Source organism: Neptunomonas sp. (assembly GCF_041601355.1).
GTDB lineage: Bacteria > Pseudomonadota > Gammaproteobacteria > Pseudomonadales > Balneatricaceae > Neptunomonas.
Genome location: NZ_JBFIIH010000015.1, coordinates 20,974 through 41,962, shown reverse-complemented (window position 1 = coordinate 41,962; position 20,989 = coordinate 20,974). Strand labels below are relative to the sequence as shown.

Genomic DNA, 20,989 nt, shown 5'->3' with positions numbered 1-20,989 from the left:
CAACACCAACAACATTGATGAAACGCTGTTTCGCGGCAAATTACGCATAGAAGCAAGCGACTATCATATGATTGATCTGACTGCTTTTTATGCCAATATTGATAACGGTTATGATGCTTTTTCACTGGATAACACCCGCACGACATTATCTGATGAGCCAGGACATGACCGCCAGGAGACATCTGCTTTTGCGGCTAAATCCACCTGGACCGGGCATGATGCATTTACGCTTGAAACATCACTGAGCTACTCAGATTCTGATCTTGAGTATGGTTACGATGAAGATTGGACAGATGGGGGTTACTACAGTTCATTTGACAATTACATCCGAGATAATAAAACAACTACAGCAGAAGTACGTTTGATTTCTGCACCCGGTGCTGAGATATTTGATGGCACAACCACATGGGCAACCGGTGTTTATTACTACAACCGCTCTACTGATCTGCACCGTGAATATACTTATTTAGTTAATGACTTCACTAGCCAATTTGATACCACTCGGATATCGGCTTATGGACAACTGGAGTCTAAACTTTCTGAACAATATATTCTGTCTAGCGGTCTGCGTATTGAGCATGCTGAATCAGAATACAAGGATAACGATGGCGCATCCTCTAACCCCGACGACATACTCATAGGCGGGCGTTTGGCGCTTGAGTACCTGGCCAATCAAAATACAACCTTGTATGGCTTAATTTCACGTGGTTATAAAGTCGGGGGATTCAATGCCGATATTTCACTTCCTGCAAACCTACAAGAGTTTGATACTGAAACTCTATGGAACTATGAAATAGGTACTAAAGGGAATTGGCTGAATAATCAGTTACAGACACAAATAGCTCTCTTTTATCAACAGCGGGATAATGCTCAGATCAAAGGCAACCGGACTATAACTAACGCTGGTGGCGGTACCAGTTTTTTCGATTACGTCGGTAATGCTGAAAATGCCTATAGTTATGGGTTAGAAGCTGAAGCTCAATGGATGCTCAATTCAAACGTATCTCTATTTGGTTCTCTAGGGCTGCTGAATACTAAACTGGAAGATCCCAAGCTAGACACACCCACTGTAAAAGTAAATGGACGTGATGCGGCTCAGGCACCTAGTTATCAATACACAATCGGTGCCAACTTCAACCATGGCAAAAACTGGTTTTCCGGTATTGATGTAGAAGGAAAAGACTCGTTTTACTTCTCTGACAGTCATAATGAAAAGTCTGAAGCCTACACTTTACTGAACGCTCGTCTGGGCTATAAAACAAAAGACTGGAGTGTCACCTTATGGGGTAAAAACCTCACAGATGAAGATACCTATGTACGCGGTTTTTACTTTGATAATGACGGCCTAGGAAACAAACTTTACACTCAGCTAGGCGCGCCACGTCAACTCGGCATTACCGCAAACATGAGTTTTTAAGATTTAACAGTAAAGCCATTCAACAAAAAACGCCGCTTATATTAGCGGCGTTTTTATCACACGGTTAATCTTAATTAGTACTCATCAATCAGATCATTTCAACCGCTACCGCAGTAGCCTCGCCCCCACCGATACACAGTGAAGCAACACCTTTCGACTTACCTGCATTTTTCAGTGCATATAACAGCGTAACCAGAATACGGGAACCACTCGAACCAATGGGATGGCCCAGCGCACAGGCGCCACCGTTTACATTGACTTTATCAGCATCCAGACCTAGTTCAGAAATAGCCAGCATAGACACCACAGCGAAGGCTTCGTTGATCTCGTAAAGATCGACATCATCTTTGCTCCAGCCTGCTTTTTTCAGCACTTTCTGAATAGCACCAATCGGTGCAATCGTAAATTCTGCCGGCAATTGTGCGTGCGTAGAGTGCGCCACAATGCGTGCCAACGGCTTCAAACCACGCGCTTTTGCATCAGACTCTTTCATCAGCAGTAACGCAGAACCACCATCAGAAATTGAGCTTGAATTGGCCGCGGTAATAGTGCCGTCTTTTTTAAACGCCGGATTCAACGAGCGGATTTTATCCATGCGAGCATTTCCCGGCTGCTCGTCTGTGTCAACAATCCTGTCACCTTTACGTGACTTTACGGTAACAGCGGCTATTTCATCTTTGAAAGCCCCCGTCTCAATCGCTTTTAATGCTTTATTCAACGAACCAATAGCGAAGTCATCCATCGCTTCACGGCTCACATTAAAATCATCGGCACTTTTCTGAGCAAAAGCACCCATCAAACCACCTTCATAGGCATCTTCCAGACCATCAAAGAACATATGATCAATAACTTGCGCATGCCCCATTCGCATTCCGGCACGTGCTTTAGGTAATAAATAGGGTGACTGGCTCATATTTTCCATACCACCCGCCAGCATTATATTCACCTGGCCTGCCATAATCTGGTCATGCGCCAACATCACTGCTTTCATACCAGAACCACACATCTTATTAATAGTGGTCGCACCCGCTGCATCAGGTATACCCGCGGCTCTGGATGCCTGGCGTGCAGGCGCCTGGCCTAAACCAGCAGACAAAACGCAGCCCATAATCACTTCATCAATATCAGCCGCATTGATGCCCGCTTTTTCTACTGCTGCACTGATAGCCGTTGCACAAAGATCCGGGGAACGGACATCACTAAAAACCCCCATCATACCGCCCATTGGTGTTCTGGCAGCACTGACGATAACGACTGAATCCTGACTCATAACTAAACTCCAGCTTACGTAAACGTTAACTATAATAATTAAAAAACCTCGCTATGGATAGCGAGGCTCAAATTGTTTAACTGAAATTGCGTTTAACAATTTTCTGAATTTCACCAACAATACCGCCGCGAAATGCCAGTACACAAACAATAAAGATCAACCCCATGATGATATGCACATAATTGCCAAGCTCGCCTCCAGACAGGAAGTTCTGTAGCCCGACTACTGCAGCCGCACCCACCAGAGGACCAAATATTGTGCCCATGCCTCCTAACAAAGTCATTAATACGACTTCGCCTGACATATGCCAATGTACATCAGTCAGTGATGCCAGCTGGAAAACCAACGTTTTTGTTGAACCTGCCAACCCGGATAGCGCTGCTGAAATTATAAATGCAACCCACTTATAATCATTTACGTTATAACCCAATGATGTGGCACGCGGCTCATTTTCACGGATCGCCTTTAAGACCTGACCAAAAGGTGAATGCACCGTTCGGTTAATCAACCAGAAACCAAACAAGAAAACAGCCAACACGAAGTAATACATATTCAGGTTATCAGAAAGATCGATAAGTCCGAACAAGTAGCCACGGGGAATCCCCTGCATACCATCCTCACCGCCGGTGAAAGGCGCTTGTAAGAAGACGAAAAACATCAACTGGGCCAGCGCCAACGTCACCATCGCAAAGTAAATCCCTTCACGCTTAACCGACAACTTACCGTAAATTGCACCTAACAGAGCAGCAGCAGCAGTCCCCCCGAGAATACCTAACTCAGGAGTAAGACCGGTGTTCATCATCAGGTAGCCGGTCACATAGCCGCCCGTTCCGAGAAATACTGCGTGACCAAAAGACAACAAGCCAACAAAGCCTAACAACAGGTTAAATGCACAGGCGAACAATGCAAAGCACAAGATTTTCATCAACAAAACAGGATACATTACGAACGGAGCAACCAGAGCAACGCCGAATAAACCAATATACAACTTAGATATTTTCATGATCGGGTTCTCCTCAGGCTTCTTTACCAAATAAGCCCGCAGGCTTGATTAACAGAACAATGACCATGACAAGGAAAATGACCGTGTTAGATGCCTCGGGATAAAAGTATTTCGTTAAACCTTCAACAATACCCATACCTAAGCCTGTAAGAATGGCACCACCAATTGAACCCATCCCACCGATAACAACGATAGCGAATACAACAATCAGTATGCTTGAGCCCATGTCTGGAGATACCGAATAGACAGGTGCCGCCATTACACCAGCGAACCCCGCTAACGCCACACCGAAGCCAAATGTAAGTGTCACCATTAACGGCACATTGATACCGAAAGCCTGCATCAGAGCGGCGTTTTCAGTGCCTGCACGCAGATAAGCACCCAATTTAGTCTTCTCAATCATCCACCACGTGGCAAAACAGACAGTAAGCGAAGCAATAATGATCCAGGCGCGATAACTAGGCAGATACATAAAAGGTAATTTAGTCCCCCCTTTCAATGCGTCAGGAATAGCATAAGACAGCCCCGAAGAACCAAACATGTGAGTGAACAAACCTTGTAACACCAGTGCCACTCCAAAGGTGAGCAACAATGAATAGAGATGGTCTTCATTGGCTATCGGGCGAATCAGGAAACGCTCCATCAGAATACCCAAAAGGCCGACCACCAGCGGTACCACGATCAGCGCTGCCCAATAACTAATGCCAAGATAATGCAACCCCAGATAAGCCCCGAAGGCTCCCAGCATATAGATTGCACCTTGCGCAAAATTGATGATCTTCAGCAATCCAAAAATAATTGCCAAACCAAGACTCAGCAAGGCATAAAAAGATCCGTTGATTAAGCCAACCAAAAGCTGACCAAATAAGCCAAACAGGTTGATTCCCAGAAACGTCGCCATATTTCTACCTCAAAAATTCGACCTGAATTACAAAACAGATGCGAACACGTGCCCGCCCCCCATCCTGACTTATGCGTCTTGATGGGGATTCAGTGACATCACTGGCAGGCTATTTTTTATTATTTAAAGTCACATTCAGGCAGGACAGGGGCAAATGCCTTATCACCCGGGATAACGCTTTGAATAGCGAAAATATCATCTGCTGATGTACGCTCAGATCCTTTTTTAATTTTTATCAAATACATATCATGCACCATACGACCGTCAGAGCGCAGTGTTGCATTCTTCGCAAAGAAATCGTCCGGGTTATTTGCCTTCATATGCTTCATGACCGTATCAGAATCATCCGTACCTGTTGCTTTTACAGCATTCAGATAATGCATCGTTGCTGAGTATGCACCGGCATGCGGCATGGCAGGAATTGCACCGTGACGTTCTTTAAAACGAGCGCTCCACGCACGTGACTCATCATCACGATCCCAGTAGAAACCTGTTGTGGCCAACATGCCACCCGCGATTGCCGGATCCAGCGCCTGCGCGTTTGGCGTAAACACCAACAACCCGGCTACGTCCATCATATCTGTTAAGCCAAACTCAGCCGCCGTCTTCAGAGAGTTTACAAAGTCTGCACCGGCATTTGCCAGACCCACTACTTCAGCACCTGATGCCTGGGCCTGAAGGATATACGAAGAGAAATCTGTCGTACCCAAAGGTGCACGTACCGCACCGACAACTTCACCACCTTCGTCCTCAATCACTTTAGTAGCAATATCTTCCAGAGCATGACCAAATCCATAATCGGCGGTAATGAAGAACCATTTTTTCTTACCAGATTGCACCATGGGCTTAACAGTACCATTCGCCAGTGCTGTTACGTTATATGTCCAATGCGCATTGTAAGGAGAACACGATTTAGTAGTAAAAGCATCGCTGGCAGACGCTGCAATCAAGGCTATTTTTTTAGCATTTGTTGTCACTTCAGTAACCGCTCCGGTTACACTGGAAGCAACTAACCCATTGATTACATCAACTTCTTCGTTTTCAACCCACTTACGAACAATGGCAGAACCGACATCAGGTTTGTTCTGATCATCAGCTGACACGACTTCAATTGGCTTACCTAATACAGTACCACCAAAATCTTCAACAGCCATCTCAACAGCTGTCACACAACCTTTACCGCACAGATCGGCATAAACACCACCCATATCCGCCAACACACCAATCTTAACCTTGTCATTTGACAGGTCAGCATGTGCAGCTGTGGAGGTTAATGCCACCGCCATTGCAGCGGATAAAAGTGTTTTGTTCATTGATTTCATTATGACTCTCCTGGTTAGAGCATTTCTTATTGTTATAACTTTAAATAGATATCTGATTAATATCAGACACCCAAATACGTGTTCAGAAGTTCTGTTTTTTCTTTCAGTTCATGCGCATGCACTTGTTCGACGATATGCCCGTGTTCCATCACGTAGTGGCGGTCTGCAATCGGAGCCGCAAAACGAAAGTTCTGTTCGACCAGTAAAATGGTTAAACCACGTTCTTTAAGGGCCATCAGCACTTCTGCTAATTTTTGAACGATAACAGGTGCCAAACCTTCCGTTATTTCATCAAGTAGCAAGATGTTTGCTCCGGTGCGCAATATACGCGCTAATGCCAGCATCTGCTGCTCCCCACCTGACAAACGTGTTCCCTGACTGAAACGTCGCTCATACAAGTTTGGAAACATCTCATAGATTTCTTCAACACTCACACCATCAGAACGCACTGCGGGCGGCAACATCAAATTTTCTTCAACATTCAGGCTGGAAAAGATGCCACGCTCTTCCGGACAAAAGCCTATACCTAAATGTGCTATTTTATGCGCTGGCATATTGATAGTTTCAGTACCATTAATCACAATCGAGCCGGTACGTCGGCCCACCATGCTCATAATAGCTTTGAGGGTTGTTGAACGCCCTGCACCATTTCGACCCAACAAAGTAACAAGTTCACCCTGCCCGATAGACATGTCGATACCATGAAGAATATGAGACTCTCCATAAAAAGCGTGCAAATCATTAATACGGATTTTTTCAGGACGTGTAGTACTCATGCTTGCACCTCATCAGCGGCAACGCCTAAATACGCTTCCTGAACACGGGGGTCAGCAGACACTGATTCATAATCACCTTCGGTCAGAACGGCTCCACGCTGCAGTACCGTTATCTGATCCGCCAGCTTGGAAACGACATGTAAATTATGCTCAACCATCAAAATGGTGCGGTCTTTAGAGACTCGCTTAATCAGGTCAGCAACCACATCAACATCTTCATGACCCATCCCCTGTGTCGGCTCGTCCAGTAACATCAACTCAGGCTCTAATGCGAGTGTAGTCGCAATCTCCAAAGCACGTTTACGGCCATAGGAAAGATCAACCGTTTTCGCACCCGCAAAACCGCCCAGGCCAACCGACTCAAGCAACTCCACAGCCCTGTCATCCAGGCGATCAAGCACTTTATCTGACTTCCAAAAGTGAAAACTATTACCCTCTTTGCGTTGCAATGCGACACGCACATTTTCCAACACACTCAGATGAGGAAATACAGCCGATATCTGGAACGAGCGAACGACACCTCTTCGTGCAATCGCAGCAGATTTCATTGACGTAATATCATTACCATTAAATAGAATCTTGCCTGATGTCGGTGTCAGGAACTTAGTTAAAAGGTTAAAAACGGTGGTCTTACCAGCCCCGTTCGGACCTATCAGCGCATGTATATGACCTCGCTGAATCTTAAGACTCACATCATCTACGGCGGTAAAGCCTTTGAATTCTTTTATGAGATTCTGGGTCTCCAGAACGTAATCTGCACTCATGCGGTACTATGCCTCTTTTGTTCTTATTGTGCATCTTTCGCTGCGCTGAATACTTACTTTTACGTAAGCGCTGTATAGAAATTAGCAATTTCCCTTACTGGAAGCCAAGTAGTACTTTAGTCTAACAGGCCCTGATAAGGGCTCAATTATGATGCTTTAATCAATTAAAAACAAACACTTAACCATTTTAAAAATAATCATGTATAATTTTATTATGACCTTTTTTACTTTACGTTTACGTAAACTTCCGCTAAATTAACTTAAAAGAAAATGTGATACGGAACTATGAACAATAAGGCAACATACTCAATCAGCGAACTGGCAACCGAATTTGATATTACGACACGCAGTATTCGGTTTTATGAAGACCAGGGCTTGCTTTCTCCTCGACGCCGGGGACAAACACGCATTTACAGCCGGCAGGACCGGGTGCGCCTTAAATTAATTTTACGCGGCAAGCGATTAGGCTTTTCGCTTGCTGAAACACGGGAGTTATTTGACCTTTGGGATGAAACCTTGTCCGGTAGCGAGAAGCAGCTAAATCTGCTATTGAATAAGATCCTGGAGCGTAAAGCAGCTCTTGAACAGCAACTCAACGATATCGCAATGGTTCGATTAGAACTTGAAAGTGCCGAAAACCGTTGTAACGAAGCACTTAGGGAACTAACGGACAAAAAACAAAAAAAAGCGAACCTGGGCTGAACACCATCAGACAGGAATAAGCAAAACTAAGGATGTGACAGATGATTTCTCAATACACAGAGTTGAACTTCGGACTTGGCGAAACAATCGATATGCTACGCGAACAGATCAATAGCTTTGCGGCTAAAGAGATTGCACCTCGCGCAGAACAGATTGATCACGACAACGAATTTCCAAACGACTTATGGCGCAAATTTGGTGATATGGGTCTGCTGGGCATTACCGTTAGTGAAGAATACGGTGGTGTTGGCATGGGTTACGTTGCCCATATCATTGCAATGGAAGAGATCAGCCGCGCATCGGCGTCTGTTGGTTTATCTTATGGCGCTCATTCAAATCTCTGTGTAAACCAGATTCATCGCAACGGCACTGAAGAACAGAAACCCAAGTACTTGCCTAAACTGATCAGCGGTGAACACATTGGCGCGTTAGCCATGTCTGAGCCAAACGCAGGTTCTGATGTTGTTTCCATGAAACTCAGCGCACGTGACAACGGCGACCACTATCTGCTGAACGGCAACAAAATGTGGATTACCAACGGCCCTGATGCCCATACTTATGTCATCTACGCAAAAACCGATATCAAAGCAGGCCCTCGTGGTATTACCGCTTTCATCGTTGAACGTGATTTCCCCGGCTTCTCCCGTCACCAGAAACTCGACAAACTAGGGATGCGCGGCTCCAATACATGCGAACTGGTTTTTCAGGACTGCCCTGTTCCAAAAGAAAACATTCTTGGCGAATTGAATGGTGGCGTGAAAGTACTGATGAGCGGTCTGGATTATGAACGCCTGGTCTTATCGGGTGGCCCACTGGGTATTATGCAAGCCGCAATGGATATCTGTGTTCCATATATTCGTGACCGTCAGCAGTTTGGCAAGCCTATTGGTGAGTTCGAGCTGGTACAGGGAAAAATTGCCGACATGTACACCCTGATGAACGCCTCAAAATCTTATGTCTACCTGAACGGTATGGCGGCAGAACGCGGCGAAACCTCACGTAAAGATGCTGCTGGCTGCATACTCTTTACGGCAGAAATGGCGACCAAAATTGCTCTGGATGCTATCCAGTTACTTGGCGGCAATGGTTACATCAACGAATTCCCTACGGGTCGTCTATTACGTGACGCCAAGCTATATGAAATCGGCGCGGGCACCTCTGAAATCCGCCGTATGCTAATCGGACGTGAGCTTTACCTTAACAAGTAACAGCGTTCTGTTAATTAGCTAGTATCCCATCAAATTGAACTAAACAGATTCAGGTGATCATGCATCATCTGAATCTGAAGAGGACAGGATATGTCGATCATCCAATCCAAGGTAAACACACGTGCTGAAGATTTCGTCGCCCGTCAGGAATCGATGCAAACTGCCGTTTCAGATTTACGTGAAAAAGTAAGTGTTATCGAACAAGGTGGTGGTCCCTCTTATCAGGAGCGCCATACGGCGCGCGGCAAGTTACTTCCCCGCGATCGTATTAATACATTAATTGATCCGGGTTCAGCTTTTCTTGAGCTGTCACAAATGGCCGCTTATAAAGTCTATGAAGACAACATTCCAGCAGCCGGCATTATTACCGGTATTGGCCGTGTATCTGGCCAGGAATGCATGATCATTGCCAACGATGCTACGGTAAAAGGCGGAACTTATTTCCCGCTGACGGTTAAAAAACATCTACGTGCACAAGAGATTGCAGAGCAAAATCATCTGCCATGCATCTACCTGGTAGATTCAGGCGGTGCCAACCTTCCGCAACAAGATGATGTCTTCCCTGATCGCGACCATTTCGGACGTATTTTTTTCAATCAGGCACGTATGTCTTCTAAAGGCATACCACAGGTTGCTGTTGTAATGGGCCTGTGTACTGCCGGTGGTGCTTATGTACCCGCCATGGCAGATGAGTCTATTATCGTTCGTAATCAAGGCACGATCTTTCTGGCGGGCCCGCCTCTGGTTAAAGCAGCCACGGGCGAAGTGGTCAGTGCTGAAGATCTTGGAGGCGCTGATGTTCACTGCAAAGTGTCAGGCGTTGCCGACCACTATGCAGAAAACGACCAGCACGCACTACAGATAGCACGTACGTGCGTTGCTAACCTGAACCGAAAGAAAGAGATCAACCTGAACATTAAGCCTTCTGTAGAGCCTCTCTACCCTGCTGAAGAGCTATACGGCATTGTCGGTACTGACCTTAAAAAGCCTTTTGATGTTCGTGACGTGATTGCACGCATTGCTGATGGCTCTGACTTTGACGAGTTTAAAAAGAACTACGGCACCACACTGGTCACCGGCTTTGCACATATCTATGGCTACCCTGTCGGCATTATTGCGAACAACGGTATCCTCTTCAGCGAGTCTGCACAAAAAGGCGCTCACTTCATTGAGCTCTGTTGTCAACGTAAAATACCTCTGCTGTTCCTGCAGAACATTACCGGATTTATGGTAGGCCAGAAGTATGAAGCGGAAGGTATTGCCAAACATGGAGCCAAGCTGGTTACAGCGGTTGCCTGCGCAGAAGTGCCAAAGCTAACCGTATTGATCGGTGGCTCATTCGGAGCAGGCAACTACGGCATGTGTGGTCGGGCATACAGCCCTAACTTCTTATGGATGTGGCCAAATGCACGCATCTCCGTCATGGGTGGTGAACAAGCCGCTGGCGTTATGGCGACGGTTACACGCGACGGCAAAGAGCGTAAAGGTGAAACCTGGTCTGCAGAAGAAGAAGCCAATTTCAAAAAGCCAATTGTGGACACCTACGAACATCAGGGGCATCCTTATTATGCCTCAGCGCGTCTATGGGATGACGGGGTGATTGATCCTGCACAAACCCGCGCCGTTATTGGCATGGGGTTGTCAGCCGCGCTGAATAAGCCCGTTGGTGAAACCCGCTTCGGCATATTCCGGATGTAATGGAGTGACTATTATGAACAATAATAATCGTGTACTCCTGAACATCAGTGAAGACGGCATCGCCGAACTGACACTGAACCGTCCGGAAGTACATAATGCTTTTGATGATGATGTAATCGAACAATTGATCGCTCAGCTTGAAAGCGTTGCCAATAATGAGACTGTTCGCGTATTAGTCTTGCGCTCAAACGGTAAAAATTTTTCTGCCGGTGCCGACCTTGGCTGGATGCGCCGCATGGCGAAAAACTCCCATCAGGAAAACCTGCAGGATGCAGGTCGCCTTGCCAAACTAATGCAACTGCTTAACGATCTGAACAAGCCGACTATCGGCCTGGTACAGGGTGCCGCTTATGGTGGTGCAGTGGGACTGGCAGCCTGTTGCGATATGGTTATCGCGTCTGAAGACGCGCAATTTTGTCTGAGTGAAGTAAAGATCGGACTGATTCCTGCGGTGATCAGCCCCTACGTTGTACGGGCTATTGGCGAGCGTCAATCTCGTCGCTACTTCCTGACGGCTGAACCCTTTTCTGCGGCTATTGCGCAGAATTTCGGATTGGTACACGAAGTCGTTGCTTCTCCTGAGCTTTTTGATGATGCCTGTGCTCGCATTACTCGCACACTCAGCAAAAACAGCCCACAAGGAATGCGTGCAGCAAAAGAACTTATCTTTGCTGTGAGCCATAAAGTTATTGATCAAACCGTTATCCAGGATACGGCCCAACGCATTGCCAATATACGTGTCAGTGCTGAAGGACAGGAAGGCTTGAGTGCTTTTCTTGAAAAACGTAAATCCAACTGGATTCAGGAGTAAGTCACTATGTTCAGCAAGATTTTAATTGCAAACCGTGGCGAGATTGCCTGTCGCGTCATTCAGACAGCTCACCGCCTTGGTATCCGTTGTGTCGCTGTTTATTCTGAAGCCGACCGCAATGCCCGCCATGTAGCCATGGCTGATGAAGCCTTCTTATTAGGCCCTGCACCCAGCAGCGAGAGCTACTTACGTGCTGATAAAATATTACAGATCGCCTTAAAATCAGGTGCACAAGCAATTCACCCTGGTTACGGTTTCTTGTCAGAAAACACAGAATTCGCCAACGCTTGTGAAGCAAACAATATTGCTTTTATCGGCCCTCCTGCATCCGCTATCGCGGCAATGGGTTCTAAATCCGCGGCGAAAGATATCATGCTAAAAGCGGATGTTCCGCTGGTGCCTGGCTACCATGGCGCTGATCAAGACCCCGCCCTACTGAAAGCCGAAGCTGAAAAATGCGGCTTCCCTCTTCTGCTTAAAGCAATTGCTGGCGGCGGTGGTAAGGGGATGCGTGTCGTCACTCATATCGGCGAATTTACTGAAGCACTGGCGGCCGCTCAACGTGAATCACAAAATGCATTCGGCAACCCCGACATGCTGATTGAGCGCTATCTGACCAAACCGCGCCATGTTGAAATCCAGGTATTCTGTGACAAGCAGGGTAACGGCGTTTATTTAGCTGAGCGCGATTGCTCTGTACAGCGTCGTCACCAAAAAGTCATTGAGGAAGCGCCCGCACCAGGTCTCTCAGATGAAACGCGTAAAGCAATGGGTGAAACAGCCGTTGCTGCAGCAAAAGCAATCGACTATGTCGGTGCCGGAACGGTAGAGTTCCTGTATGACGAAGATGGCTCCTTCTACTTTATGGAGATGAACACTCGCTTGCAGGTAGAACACCCTGTAACTGAAATGATCACAGGCCAGGACTTGGTTGAATGGCAGCTACGCATTGCTGATGGCGAGCCCCTACCGCTTCAGCAGGATCAGATTCAGATTCGCGGTCATGCGCTGGAAGCACGTGTTTACGCAGAAGACCCGGATAATGACTTCCTGCCGGTCACGGGTACCCTACACTATCTGCGCACACCGGATGAAAACGCGCATGTACGTGTCGACACGGGTGTTATCGAAGGTGATGACGTCAGCGTTTACTATGATCCGATGATTGCAAAATTGATTGTCTGGGATGAAGATCGTGAACAGGCGATCAATCGTATGGTGCATGCGCTTGAGTCTTATCGCATTGGAGGCATGAAAACCAATATCCGCTTCCTGCGTCAACTCGCAGATAGCAAGCCATTCCGTGATCAGGAACTGGATACCGGCTTTATCGAAAAGCATAACGACCTGCTCTTTCAAAAAGACAAAACCGACATTCAAAGCCAACTCGCACTTGCCACCAGCTATGTACTTGAAACCGAGCGTCAGACTCAGCCTAACAAAGACGATCCTGACTCCCCCTTCAATTTACAAACCAGCTGGCGTTTGAATGCTAACTACTCGCGTCCGATGGAATGGGTAGTCGGCGAAGACCATTATCAGGTCAGCATAGTTGAGCAACAAAACGGTTATGATATCACTGTTGATAACGTCACCTTCAAAGTCTCTGCTACCTTAAGTGATGACCATCTTCAGGTTGTTATTAATGGTCACCGCCTGAGTATTCACGGACATCTGTCAGGTAATGATATGACCCTGTTCCGTGAAGGCCACCAGTTCCAATGCCAACTATTCCGTCATACCTTTGATGAAAGTGATCAATCGGCAGGCGGTTCACTGACTGCACCAATGAACGGCGCTATCGTTGCAGTATTCGCTGAAGCAGGTCAAATTGTTAAACAAGGCGAAACCCTCGTCATCATGGAAGCTATGAAAATGGAACATAGCATCCGGGCACCTCATGACGGCACCGTCACAGAAGTGTACTTTGCAGTCGGCGACTTAGTATCTGATGGAGCAGCACTGGTGGCTGTTGCACCGGTCGAGGAGGCATAAAATGGGATTACCCACCAAAGCACGTATTGTTGAAGTCGGCCCACGCGACGGACTGCAAAATGAATCGGGCCCGGTGATTGCCACGGCAATTAAAGTCGAGCTGATCAACCGCCTTGCTGATGCTGGCATTAATCATATCGAAGCGGCCAGCTTTGTTTCTCCAAAATGGGTTCCGCAAATGGGTGATGCTGCCGAAGTGATGGCAGGTATTACGCGTAAAGCGGGGGTGACCTATGCTGCCCTCACGCCTAACCTGAAAGGCGCCGAGGGAGCAATTTTAGCCGGTGCGGATGAAGTGGCTATTTTTAGCGCCGCTTCTGAGTCCTTCACCCAAAAAAACATCAACTGCTCGATTGCTGAGAGCCTCGAGCGTTTTGTACCGGTTATTGAAGCTGCCAAGAAAAACAACGTCCGTATTCGCGGTTATGTGTCTACCGTACTCGGCTGTCCTTATGAAGGCGAAATTGATCCGGCTCAGGTCGCTGCAGTCGCCCGTGAACTGCTTGACATGGGCTGCTATGAAATCTCATTAGGCGACACCATCGGCGTTGGCACACCGGTTAAAGCACGAAAAATGCTGGCCCGGGTTGCCCATGAAGTGCCTGTGAAGCAACTCGCCGCGCATTTTCATGACACCTACGGTCAGGCATTAGCCAACCTGTATGCTGTCATGCAAGACGGCATCAGTGTTATCGATACCTCCATTGCAGGCCTGGGTGGCTGTCCGTATGCGAAAGGAGCCTCAGGCAATGTTGCGACAGAGGATGTGGTATACATGCTGAATGGATTAGGTATCGAAACCGGCATAGATCTGGAAAAACTGGTACCGGTAGGTAACTGGATTACACAGCAAATCGGACGCGCCAACGGCTCCAAAGTTGGGCTCGCCCTTGGCTGTGAAGAATAAAAATATAAAAAAGCATGAGGCAAAGTAACATGAGTCAACCAAAGCAGATTACCGCACTTGACCTGCCGATTCCCGAGCATAAAGACCTACCGGAAGAATTTCAGAAATACTTCGCAAAATGCGAAGAAAAACTGGGCATGGTTCCTAACGTGCTGACCGCTTATAGCCAGAACGTTGCTCAACTTGACATATTTGCACGCTTTTACAACGAACTGATGTTTGGCGAAAGCGAACTTACCCCGCTGGAAAAGGAGATGATAGCGGTGGTTGTCTCTTCACAAAACCATTGTTACTACTGCCTTACTGCGCATGGGGCTGCTTTACGCGAGTACTCTGGTGATCCGGTTTTAGGAGAGCTTATGGTAATGAATTACCGTGCAGCCGACTTGCAACCCCGGCACCTCGCCATGCTCGATTTTGCTTATAAACTCACCTGCCAGCCTGACCAGATTATTGAATCGGACCGGCAAGCACTGCGTGAGGCAGGATTCAGTGATCAAGGCATCTGGGATATTGCTAATGTTACCGGCTTCTACAATATGACCAACCGAGTGGCCAGTGCAACGGAGATGCAGCCTAACCCGCAATACCACGCCAGCCATCGCGGCACCCGAAACTCATGAACTACCTGATAACAACAAGATTGCAGGGATTTTATTATGACTATTAAATTGCCAAGTTACACCAGCGGCATTTCCAGCAAACCTCTGCTGGGAATGACTATCGGTGAAAAACTTGATGAGATTGCAGCGACCTATCCAGACAACGATGCATTGATTGTTCGTCATCAAGGGCTACGTTACTCATACAGCCAATTAAAAGAAGCTGTCGACCAGGCAGCCCGTGCTTTTATCGCCATCGGTGTTGAACGGGGTGACCGCATAGGCATGTGGGCACCGAACTGTGCCGAATGGACTATTACCCAGTTTGCTACCGCCAAAGTGGGTGCAATTCTGGTCAACATCAATCCTGCTTATCGGCTTCACGAACTGGAATACGCGTTAAATCAGTCTGAAGCCCGCTTCATCGTGACAGCGAATACCTTTAAAAGCTCAAATTACACAGAAATGCTATTTGAACTGGCACCAGAACTGAAGGCATCTGCAGAAGGTAAGCTCAAATCAATGAAGCTTACAAGCCTTGAAGGCGTCATCAATTTAGCCGATGAAAAATTTCCCGGCATGTGGCGTTGGACTGACTTTATCGGCATGGCTGACAACGTCAGTATTGAGCAAGTTGATGAAGCACAAAGCCAACTGCAGTTTGATGATGCTATCAATATTCAGTACACCTCCGGCACAACAGGTTTCCCTAAAGGGGCCGCCCTCTCTCATCACAATATTCTGAATAACGGATATTTTGTTGGCGAAAGCATGAACCTGACCGACAAAGACCGCATTGTTATTCCTGTGCCTCTGTATCACTGTTTTGGTATGGTGATGGGTAACCTGGGTTGCATGACTCACGGCTCTGCGATGATCTATCCAGATGAGGCTTTTGACCCTAAAACTGTGCTGGAAACCGTTTCCGAAGAAAAAGCCACAGGGCTTTATGGTGTACCCACGATGTTTATCTCAGAACTGGACCACCCGGACTTCAGCCAGTATGACCTGAGTTCGCTTCGCACCGGCATCATGGCTGGATCTATCTGCCCTGCTGAGGTCATGAAAGCCGTTAACACCAAGATGAACATGAAAGAAGTTCAGATCGCCTATGGTATGACCGAAACCAGCCCGGTTTCATTGCAGACCTCTGCTGATGACCCGTTCGATAAACAGGTAACCACTGTTGGCCGTACTCAACCACATTTGGAAAGCAAGGTGATTGACCCTGCCACCGGTAATATCCTTGCGCGTGGTGAGATTGGTGAACTTTGTACCCGCGGCTACAGCGTCATGCTCAAGTACTGGAACAATCAAGAAGCCACAGACAAGGCGATAGACGCTGCCGGATGGATGCACACTGAAGATTTAGCAACAATGGATGATGAAGGCTATGTTCAGATTGTAGGCCGTATCAAGGACATGGTGATTCGCGGTGGTGAAAACGTTTATCCCAAAGAGGTTGAAGAGTTTTTGTACACCCACCCTGACATCTCAGATGTACAAGTAACCGGCGTACCGGATAAAAAATACGGTGAAGAGCTGATTGCCTGGATTAAATTACATCCAAAGGCAGATACCGTCACTGAAGAACAGTTACGTACTTTTTGTAAAGGAAAAATCACTCACTTTAAGATTCCGCGTTACTTTAAGTTTGTAGATGAGTTCCCGATGACGGTTACCGGGAAAATACAGAAGTTCAAAATGCGTGAAATATCTATCGCGGAGCTGGGTCTGGACGACATCTGACATCTGACATCTGCCGAAAAAAAGCCCCGAATAATCGGGGCTTTCACATTTATACAGGTGATTTATCATTAATAGATAGAAAGTTATAAGCGTCTTGCGCGATACGAACGGCCTTTCATCTTTCCTTCGCTGATTTTTTTAAGCGCAACTTTTGCAACATCCTGATTCACAGCCACATAGGATTTATTATCCATCACCTGGATTTTACCGACCTGTTTGCCATCAATGCCGTTCTCACCGGTCAATGCACCTAAAATATCTCCGGCACGAATTTTCTGTTTTTTACCGCCATCAATCTGGATCGTCGCCATGGCTGGTTTAAAAACCGGCTTATCCAAGACGCTATCAGAGGGCAAGGATTCGACGCTGATGCGCTGTCCGATGTAGTCTTCAAGACGAGCAACTTTATGCGTTTCTTTATCGCTGAACAAGGTACAGGCAAAACCCTTGCGCCCTGCACGCCCGGTACGACCAATACGATGTACATAAACTTCTATATCACGTGCTATCTGATAATTAATAACGGCATCCAACGCGTCAATATCCAAACCCCGTGAAGCCACATCAGTCGCCACAAGAATTGATACGCTTTTATTCGAGAAGCGTATCAATGTCTGGTCACGATCACGCTGCTCTAAATCCCCATGCAATGCTACCGCGCTAAAACCGTAATTGCAGAGTTCGTTAGCGACTTCCTGAGTTTCTATTCTGGTATTACAGAAAACCACGGTCGATTCAGGACGATGTTTTAATAACAACAAACGCAGTGCTAACATTCGCTCGGATTCATCATTGATCTTAAACAGATGCTGCTGAATACTGCTATCGTCATGCGTAGACGTCACCTGAACCATTTCCGGATCAGTCATGATGCGCTGCGCAATAGACTCAATCTTTTTAGGGAAAGTGGCACTAAACAACATCGTTTGGCGCTGGGCAGGCATCTGATCAATAATCGCATCCAGCGCATCCTGGAAGCCCATCTCGAGCATTCTGTCTGCTTCATCCAGTACCAAAGTTTCAACATGCTCAAGATTGAGTGTTTTGCGGTTGATATGGTCCTCAATACGGCCCGGTGTTCCTACGATAATATGTGCACCATGTTCTAAAGACCCTATCTGCGGGCCTAACGGAGTACCGCCACACAGCGTCAGTACTTTAATATTGTGAATGGTACGTGCCAGCGTACGCACTTCCTGAGCCACCTGATCCGCTAACTCACGCGTAGGACAAAGCACCAGTGCCTGAATTCTGAAGCGTTTAACATTGAGCTTTTCCAGCATACCTAACACAAAGGCAGCTGTTTTTCCTGAACCGGTTTTTCCCTGCGCTATAACATCCTTGCCTGCCAGAATATGCGGCAGACTCTGTTCCTGTATCGGCGTCATTGCCGTATAGCCGATTGAATCAAGGTTCTGAAGTAGTGCAGGTTTTAACTTAAGGGTCGAAAATTCTATTGAGCTCAATGTGCTGTCCTGTACAAGGTCGGTTTTGTAGTAAAGATGACCAAAATGACGCGTATAATAACAGATCCGCAAATCTTCCGCTGACTAATAGATTTCCCTGTTAGGTTTTAATAAAAAGATACTCATCCATAAAGTCTCCGTCTCTTTGTTCTGAGCGATAATATTGAAGGGACAAATCAGCAGATAGCCCCAGATACTCCTCTGGTTTGAGACAAAAACGTTCGGAAAATCCTTTCTCCTTATGTTGCAGCAGATTAAAACTATTCAGCATCAACCGCCCTCCTCTGGTCAATAACGCGGGCAGGCACAGAAAAAGCGCCGGCGTTGGACGAAATCGATTGATCACTATGTTGTCATACTGACCTAAAGCAGCCAACGAGGCTGTGACATCAAGGTCAAATTGAACAGTCCGAATGCTCAACTGTTCGGCTTGTGCGCAGGCATTCAGACGCTTAAGTCCCTCTTCTGCAATATCGACAGCGGTAACTGCAAAGCCTTGCCTGGCTAAAAACACAGCAGAACCTCCATCACCCGACGCAAGGTCCAGGACCGAACCCGGTTTTAACGAAGACCAGCCGAGTTCCAGGGCTACCGGGATTGATGATAACGCCCCTGATTTATCCGCATAGCGACGGTTCCACTTTTCCCGTACTGATGTCATAGTTACTCCTGAGTTGAGCTGCCTTACGACTAATTTTGAGTGACTAATTACACAATTACTAATACACAGTTACTCAACTGTAATTTTCGTAATCTTATCTTTAATCAACTGCCCGAGTTGTTGGGTGCCTGGGCCTGCATAATGACCATCACGATAGATAAGATAAAGTTCTACCGAGCGCTCTCCACCTGAAACCAGTGATAAGGGTTTTAACACCCCTTGCTCAAGCTCATTCTGAATTTTCAGCACCGGATACCAGGCGTACCCTAACCCCAATACTGCACAGCGAACCGACGTATTAATATGACTTAAGGTCAAACGCTGCTGCGCGCCCAACCAACCCGCGTCCGTACCCCGGCTACCCGAATCCTTAACCACCAGTTGACGATGTAAACGTAAATCCTGGTAATCCAGTGTCCGGCCAACCTGATGCAAGGGATGATCAGGTGCCGCTACCGCTCTAAAGGTCACTTGCATCAATGGATCACCTAAAAAACCCGGCGGAATGCGCCCACTGATAACAATATCAGCTTCTTTTTTTAATAAAGCCTCATCTGAACCGCTAAGCACGGTTTCCCGCAACTCCACTCGCGTCATCGGATTCTCAGTCATAAATGCCTGCACTGCCTCCAATAACAACCATTCCGGAAACAGTGTATCCATCGCAATCTTAATTTCTGCCTCCATGCCCGCTGAGAATTTCAGCGCCATTGACTCCATCTGCTGCGCCTCTTCCAACAACACTTTTGCCCGACGATAAAGCGTCTGACCCACCGGGGTTAACACAGCCTTGCGTCCTGCTATCTTAAACGCACGCAGGCCCAGACTAGCTTCCATCTTTTGAATCGCATAGCTGATAGATGATTGGCTCTTATTCAAGACTTCAGCGGCAGCGGCATAGCCACCACTCTCAACGATTGCGACCAAACATTGCCATTGCTCAAGCGTTACCATTTTATAAGCGTCGTATAAATATGCGTCATAGATATATCTATTAATTAGATTGAATTGAACTGATTTTACCTGTTTTTAATCTTTTTATTAAATATAAAATAGACGCTATAACGTAAAACACTCTCATTAGACAGTACGAGAGCTTTGCACAAGCCGACATTAATATAGGGATAAACATCATGGCAACACTTCTACATATCAAAAGCAGCATCTTTGGTGACGGCGGAAAATCCAGCCAACTCGCAGCAGATTTTATTAAAAAATGGCAGGAAACAGAGCCTCAGGGCCAGGTGGTTACCCGCGATTTAATCAACAACGCCACCCCGCATCTTGATGCGGATATTGTGACTGCATTGATGACTGCTGAAGCAGACCGTTCAACAGCACAACAAGAAGTAGCAACGCATTCTGACCAATTGATCAATGAAATCCGTCAAGCCGACCTGATTGTAATAGGCGTGCCTATGTACAATTTTGGTATCCCTTCTCAAATGAAAGCTTATCTTGACCAGTTAGCTCGTGCCGGTGTTACCTTCAAGTACACCGACAAAGGCCCAATTGGCTTACTGGATGACAAACCCGTCTATCTGTTTGCCACGCGTGGCGGACTGTATCGTGATTCAGGCGCCGATTTTCAGATCCCATTCATGACGCAGTTTCTCAACTTTATTGGTCTGAAAGATATCGACATTATTTACGCTGAAGGTCTTAACATGGAGGCGATGGCGGATACTTCGCTGGCGGCAGCAAAACAACAGATTGCTAATGCGATCAATTAATTAA

Annotated in this window: 19 protein-coding genes; 10 read left to right on the top strand and 9 right to left on the bottom strand. The window is 46.8% G+C overall.

What is annotated here, in order from left to right; translation table 11 throughout:
• A partial coding sequence (locus ABY436_RS04290) for a TonB-dependent receptor (RefSeq protein WP_372737789.1) occupies positions 1-1,417 on the top strand: 1,417 nt, incomplete at its 5' end.
• A gap of 88 nt (positions 1,418-1,505) precedes the next feature.
• On the opposite strand, the gene ABY436_RS04285 is transcribed toward ABY436_RS04290, so the two are convergent.
• The 6 genes from ABY436_RS04285 to ABY436_RS04260 all read right to left on the bottom strand — a co-directional run bounded on the left by ABY436_RS04285 (position 1,506) and on the right by ABY436_RS04260 (position 7,453).
• On the bottom strand, positions 1,506-2,687 hold the full coding sequence (locus ABY436_RS04285) for an acetyl-CoA C-acyltransferase (protein WP_372737788.1): 1,182 nt from the start codon (positions 2,685-2,687) through the stop codon (positions 1,506-1,508).
• A 76-nt stretch (positions 2,688-2,763) separates the two neighbouring features.
• Complete coding sequence (locus tag ABY436_RS04280) at positions 2,764-3,690, bottom strand: branched-chain amino acid ABC transporter permease (RefSeq protein WP_372737787.1); 927 nt, start codon at positions 3,688-3,690, stop codon at positions 2,764-2,766.
• A gap of 13 nt (positions 3,691-3,703) precedes the next feature.
• Positions 3,704-4,591 carry a branched-chain amino acid ABC transporter permease gene (locus ABY436_RS04275; RefSeq protein ID WP_372737786.1) on the bottom strand — a complete coding sequence of 296 codons (888 nt, stop codon included), beginning with the start codon at positions 4,589-4,591 and terminating at the stop codon, positions 3,704-3,706.
• Between the two features lie 119 nt (positions 4,592-4,710).
• Entirely contained in the window at positions 4,711-5,913 is a 1,203-nt protein-coding gene (locus tag ABY436_RS04270; RefSeq protein ID WP_372737785.1) for an ABC transporter substrate-binding protein, read from the bottom strand.
• A gap of 62 nt (positions 5,914-5,975) precedes the next feature.
• Positions 5,976-6,689, bottom strand: coding sequence for an ABC transporter ATP-binding protein (locus ABY436_RS04265; protein ID WP_372737784.1), 714 nt, complete (start codon positions 6,687-6,689; stop codon positions 5,976-5,978).
• A complete protein-coding gene (locus tag ABY436_RS04260; RefSeq protein ID WP_372737783.1) occupies positions 6,686-7,453 on the bottom strand; it encodes an ABC transporter ATP-binding protein in 768 nt (255 codons plus the stop codon). The genes ABY436_RS04265 and ABY436_RS04260 overlap by 4 nt, the downstream gene beginning before the upstream one ends.
• 285 nt (positions 7,454-7,738) lie before the next feature.
• Between ABY436_RS04260 and ABY436_RS04255 the strand changes: the two genes are divergently transcribed.
• From ABY436_RS04255 to ABY436_RS04220, 8 genes are all read left to right on the top strand, one after another.
• Positions 7,739-8,155 (top strand): MerR family DNA-binding transcriptional regulator, encoded by a 417-nt coding sequence (locus ABY436_RS04255; protein ID WP_372737782.1) that lies wholly within the window; start codon positions 7,739-7,741, stop codon positions 8,153-8,155.
• A 41-nt stretch (positions 8,156-8,196) separates the two neighbouring features.
• Positions 8,197-9,363 (top strand): isovaleryl-CoA dehydrogenase, encoded by a 1,167-nt coding sequence (locus ABY436_RS04250; protein ID WP_372737781.1) that lies wholly within the window; start codon positions 8,197-8,199, stop codon positions 9,361-9,363.
• Between the two features lie 90 nt (positions 9,364-9,453).
• Complete coding sequence (locus ABY436_RS04245) at positions 9,454-11,061, top strand: carboxyl transferase domain-containing protein (protein WP_372737780.1); 1,608 nt, start codon at positions 9,454-9,456, stop codon at positions 11,059-11,061.
• A 13-nt stretch (positions 11,062-11,074) separates the two neighbouring features.
• Positions 11,075-11,872, top strand: a complete 798-nt coding sequence (locus ABY436_RS04240; RefSeq protein WP_372737779.1) for an enoyl-CoA hydratase/isomerase family protein — start codon at positions 11,075-11,077, stop codon at positions 11,870-11,872.
• A gap of 6 nt (positions 11,873-11,878) precedes the next feature.
• On the top strand, positions 11,879-13,867 hold the full coding sequence (locus ABY436_RS04235; RefSeq protein WP_372737778.1) for an acetyl-CoA carboxylase biotin carboxylase subunit: 1,989 nt from the start codon (positions 11,879-11,881) through the stop codon (positions 13,865-13,867).
• A 1-nt stretch (position 13,868) separates the two neighbouring features.
• The gene (locus ABY436_RS04230; protein WP_372737777.1) at positions 13,869-14,774 is read left to right on the top strand and encodes a hydroxymethylglutaryl-CoA lyase; all 906 of its coding nucleotides are present in this window, start codon (positions 13,869-13,871) and stop codon (positions 14,772-14,774) included.
• A 29-nt stretch (positions 14,775-14,803) separates the two neighbouring features.
• Positions 14,804-15,397: a peroxidase-related enzyme gene (locus ABY436_RS04225; protein WP_372737776.1), complete on the top strand. Its 594-nt coding sequence runs from the start codon at positions 14,804-14,806 to the stop codon at positions 15,395-15,397.
• A 36-nt stretch (positions 15,398-15,433) separates the two neighbouring features.
• Positions 15,434-17,125 carry an AMP-binding protein gene (locus ABY436_RS04220; protein WP_372737775.1) on the top strand — a complete coding sequence of 564 codons (1,692 nt, stop codon included), beginning with the start codon at positions 15,434-15,436 and terminating at the stop codon, positions 17,123-17,125.
• 83 nt (positions 17,126-17,208) lie between these two features.
• On the opposite strand, the gene dbpA is transcribed toward ABY436_RS04220, so the two are convergent.
• From dbpA to ABY436_RS04205, 3 genes are all read right to left on the bottom strand, one after another.
• Positions 17,209-18,591 carry an ATP-dependent RNA helicase DbpA gene (dbpA, locus tag ABY436_RS04215; protein WP_372737774.1) on the bottom strand — a complete coding sequence of 461 codons (1,383 nt, stop codon included), beginning with the start codon at positions 18,589-18,591 and terminating at the stop codon, positions 17,209-17,211.
• Between the two features lie 100 nt (positions 18,592-18,691).
• Positions 18,692-19,252, bottom strand: coding sequence for a class I SAM-dependent methyltransferase (locus tag ABY436_RS04210; protein WP_372737773.1), 561 nt, complete (start codon positions 19,250-19,252; stop codon positions 18,692-18,694).
• Between the two features lie 69 nt (positions 19,253-19,321).
• Complete coding sequence (locus ABY436_RS04205; protein ID WP_372737772.1) at positions 19,322-20,206, bottom strand: LysR family transcriptional regulator; 885 nt, start codon at positions 20,204-20,206, stop codon at positions 19,322-19,324.
• Positions 20,207-20,385: 179 nt separating this feature from the next.
• Here ABY436_RS04205 and ABY436_RS04200 point away from each other — a divergent pair, with 179 nt between their 5' ends.
• The gene (locus tag ABY436_RS04200; RefSeq protein WP_372737771.1) at positions 20,386-20,985 is read left to right on the top strand and encodes an FMN-dependent NADH-azoreductase; all 600 of its coding nucleotides are present in this window, start codon (positions 20,386-20,388) and stop codon (positions 20,983-20,985) included.
• The last annotated feature ends 4 nt before the right edge of the window (positions 20,986-20,989 follow it).

Excerpts from the sequence above, each read along its gene's own strand:
- ABY436_RS04260 (WP_372737783.1), bottom strand. The coding sequence starts at position 7,453 with ATGAGTGCAGATTACGTTCTGGAGACCCAGAATCTCATAAAAGAATTC.
- ABY436_RS04250 (WP_372737781.1), top strand. The coding sequence starts at position 8,197 with ATGATTTCTCAATACACAGAGTTGAACTTCGGACTTGGCGAAACAATC.
- ABY436_RS04225 (WP_372737776.1), top strand. The coding sequence starts at position 14,804 with ATGAGTCAACCAAAGCAGATTACCGCACTTGACCTGCCGATTCCCGAG.
- ABY436_RS04240 (WP_372737779.1), top strand. The coding sequence starts at position 11,075 with ATGAACAATAATAATCGTGTACTCCTGAACATCAGTGAAGACGGCATC.
- ABY436_RS04280 (WP_372737787.1), bottom strand. The coding sequence starts at position 3,690 with ATGAAAATATCTAAGTTGTATATTGGTTTATTCGGCGTTGCTCTGGTT.
- ABY436_RS04200 (WP_372737771.1), top strand. The coding sequence starts at position 20,386 with ATGGCAACACTTCTACATATCAAAAGCAGCATCTTTGGTGACGGCGGA.
- ABY436_RS04245 (WP_372737780.1), top strand. The coding sequence starts at position 9,454 with ATGTCGATCATCCAATCCAAGGTAAACACACGTGCTGAAGATTTCGTC.
- ABY436_RS04285 (WP_372737788.1), bottom strand. The coding sequence starts at position 2,687 with ATGAGTCAGGATTCAGTCGTTATCGTCAGTGCTGCCAGAACACCAATG.
- ABY436_RS04235 (WP_372737778.1), top strand. The coding sequence starts at position 11,879 with ATGTTCAGCAAGATTTTAATTGCAAACCGTGGCGAGATTGCCTGTCGC.
- ABY436_RS04265 (WP_372737784.1), bottom strand. The coding sequence starts at position 6,689 with ATGAGTACTACACGTCCTGAAAAAATCCGTATTAATGATTTGCACGCT.
- ABY436_RS04275 (WP_372737786.1), bottom strand. The coding sequence starts at position 4,591 with ATGGCGACGTTTCTGGGAATCAACCTGTTTGGCTTATTTGGTCAGCTT.
- ABY436_RS04205 (WP_372737772.1), bottom strand. The coding sequence starts at position 20,206 with ATGGTAACGCTTGAGCAATGGCAATGTTTGGTCGCAATCGTTGAGAGT.
- ABY436_RS04270 (WP_372737785.1), bottom strand. The coding sequence starts at position 5,913 with ATGAAATCAATGAACAAAACACTTTTATCCGCTGCAATGGCGGTGGCA.
- ABY436_RS04210 (WP_372737773.1), bottom strand. The coding sequence starts at position 19,252 with ATGACATCAGTACGGGAAAAGTGGAACCGTCGCTATGCGGATAAATCA.
- ABY436_RS04220 (WP_372737775.1), top strand. The coding sequence starts at position 15,434 with ATGACTATTAAATTGCCAAGTTACACCAGCGGCATTTCCAGCAAACCT.
- ABY436_RS04255 (WP_372737782.1), top strand. The coding sequence starts at position 7,739 with ATGAACAATAAGGCAACATACTCAATCAGCGAACTGGCAACCGAATTT.
- ABY436_RS04230 (WP_372737777.1), top strand. The coding sequence starts at position 13,869 with ATGGGATTACCCACCAAAGCACGTATTGTTGAAGTCGGCCCACGCGAC.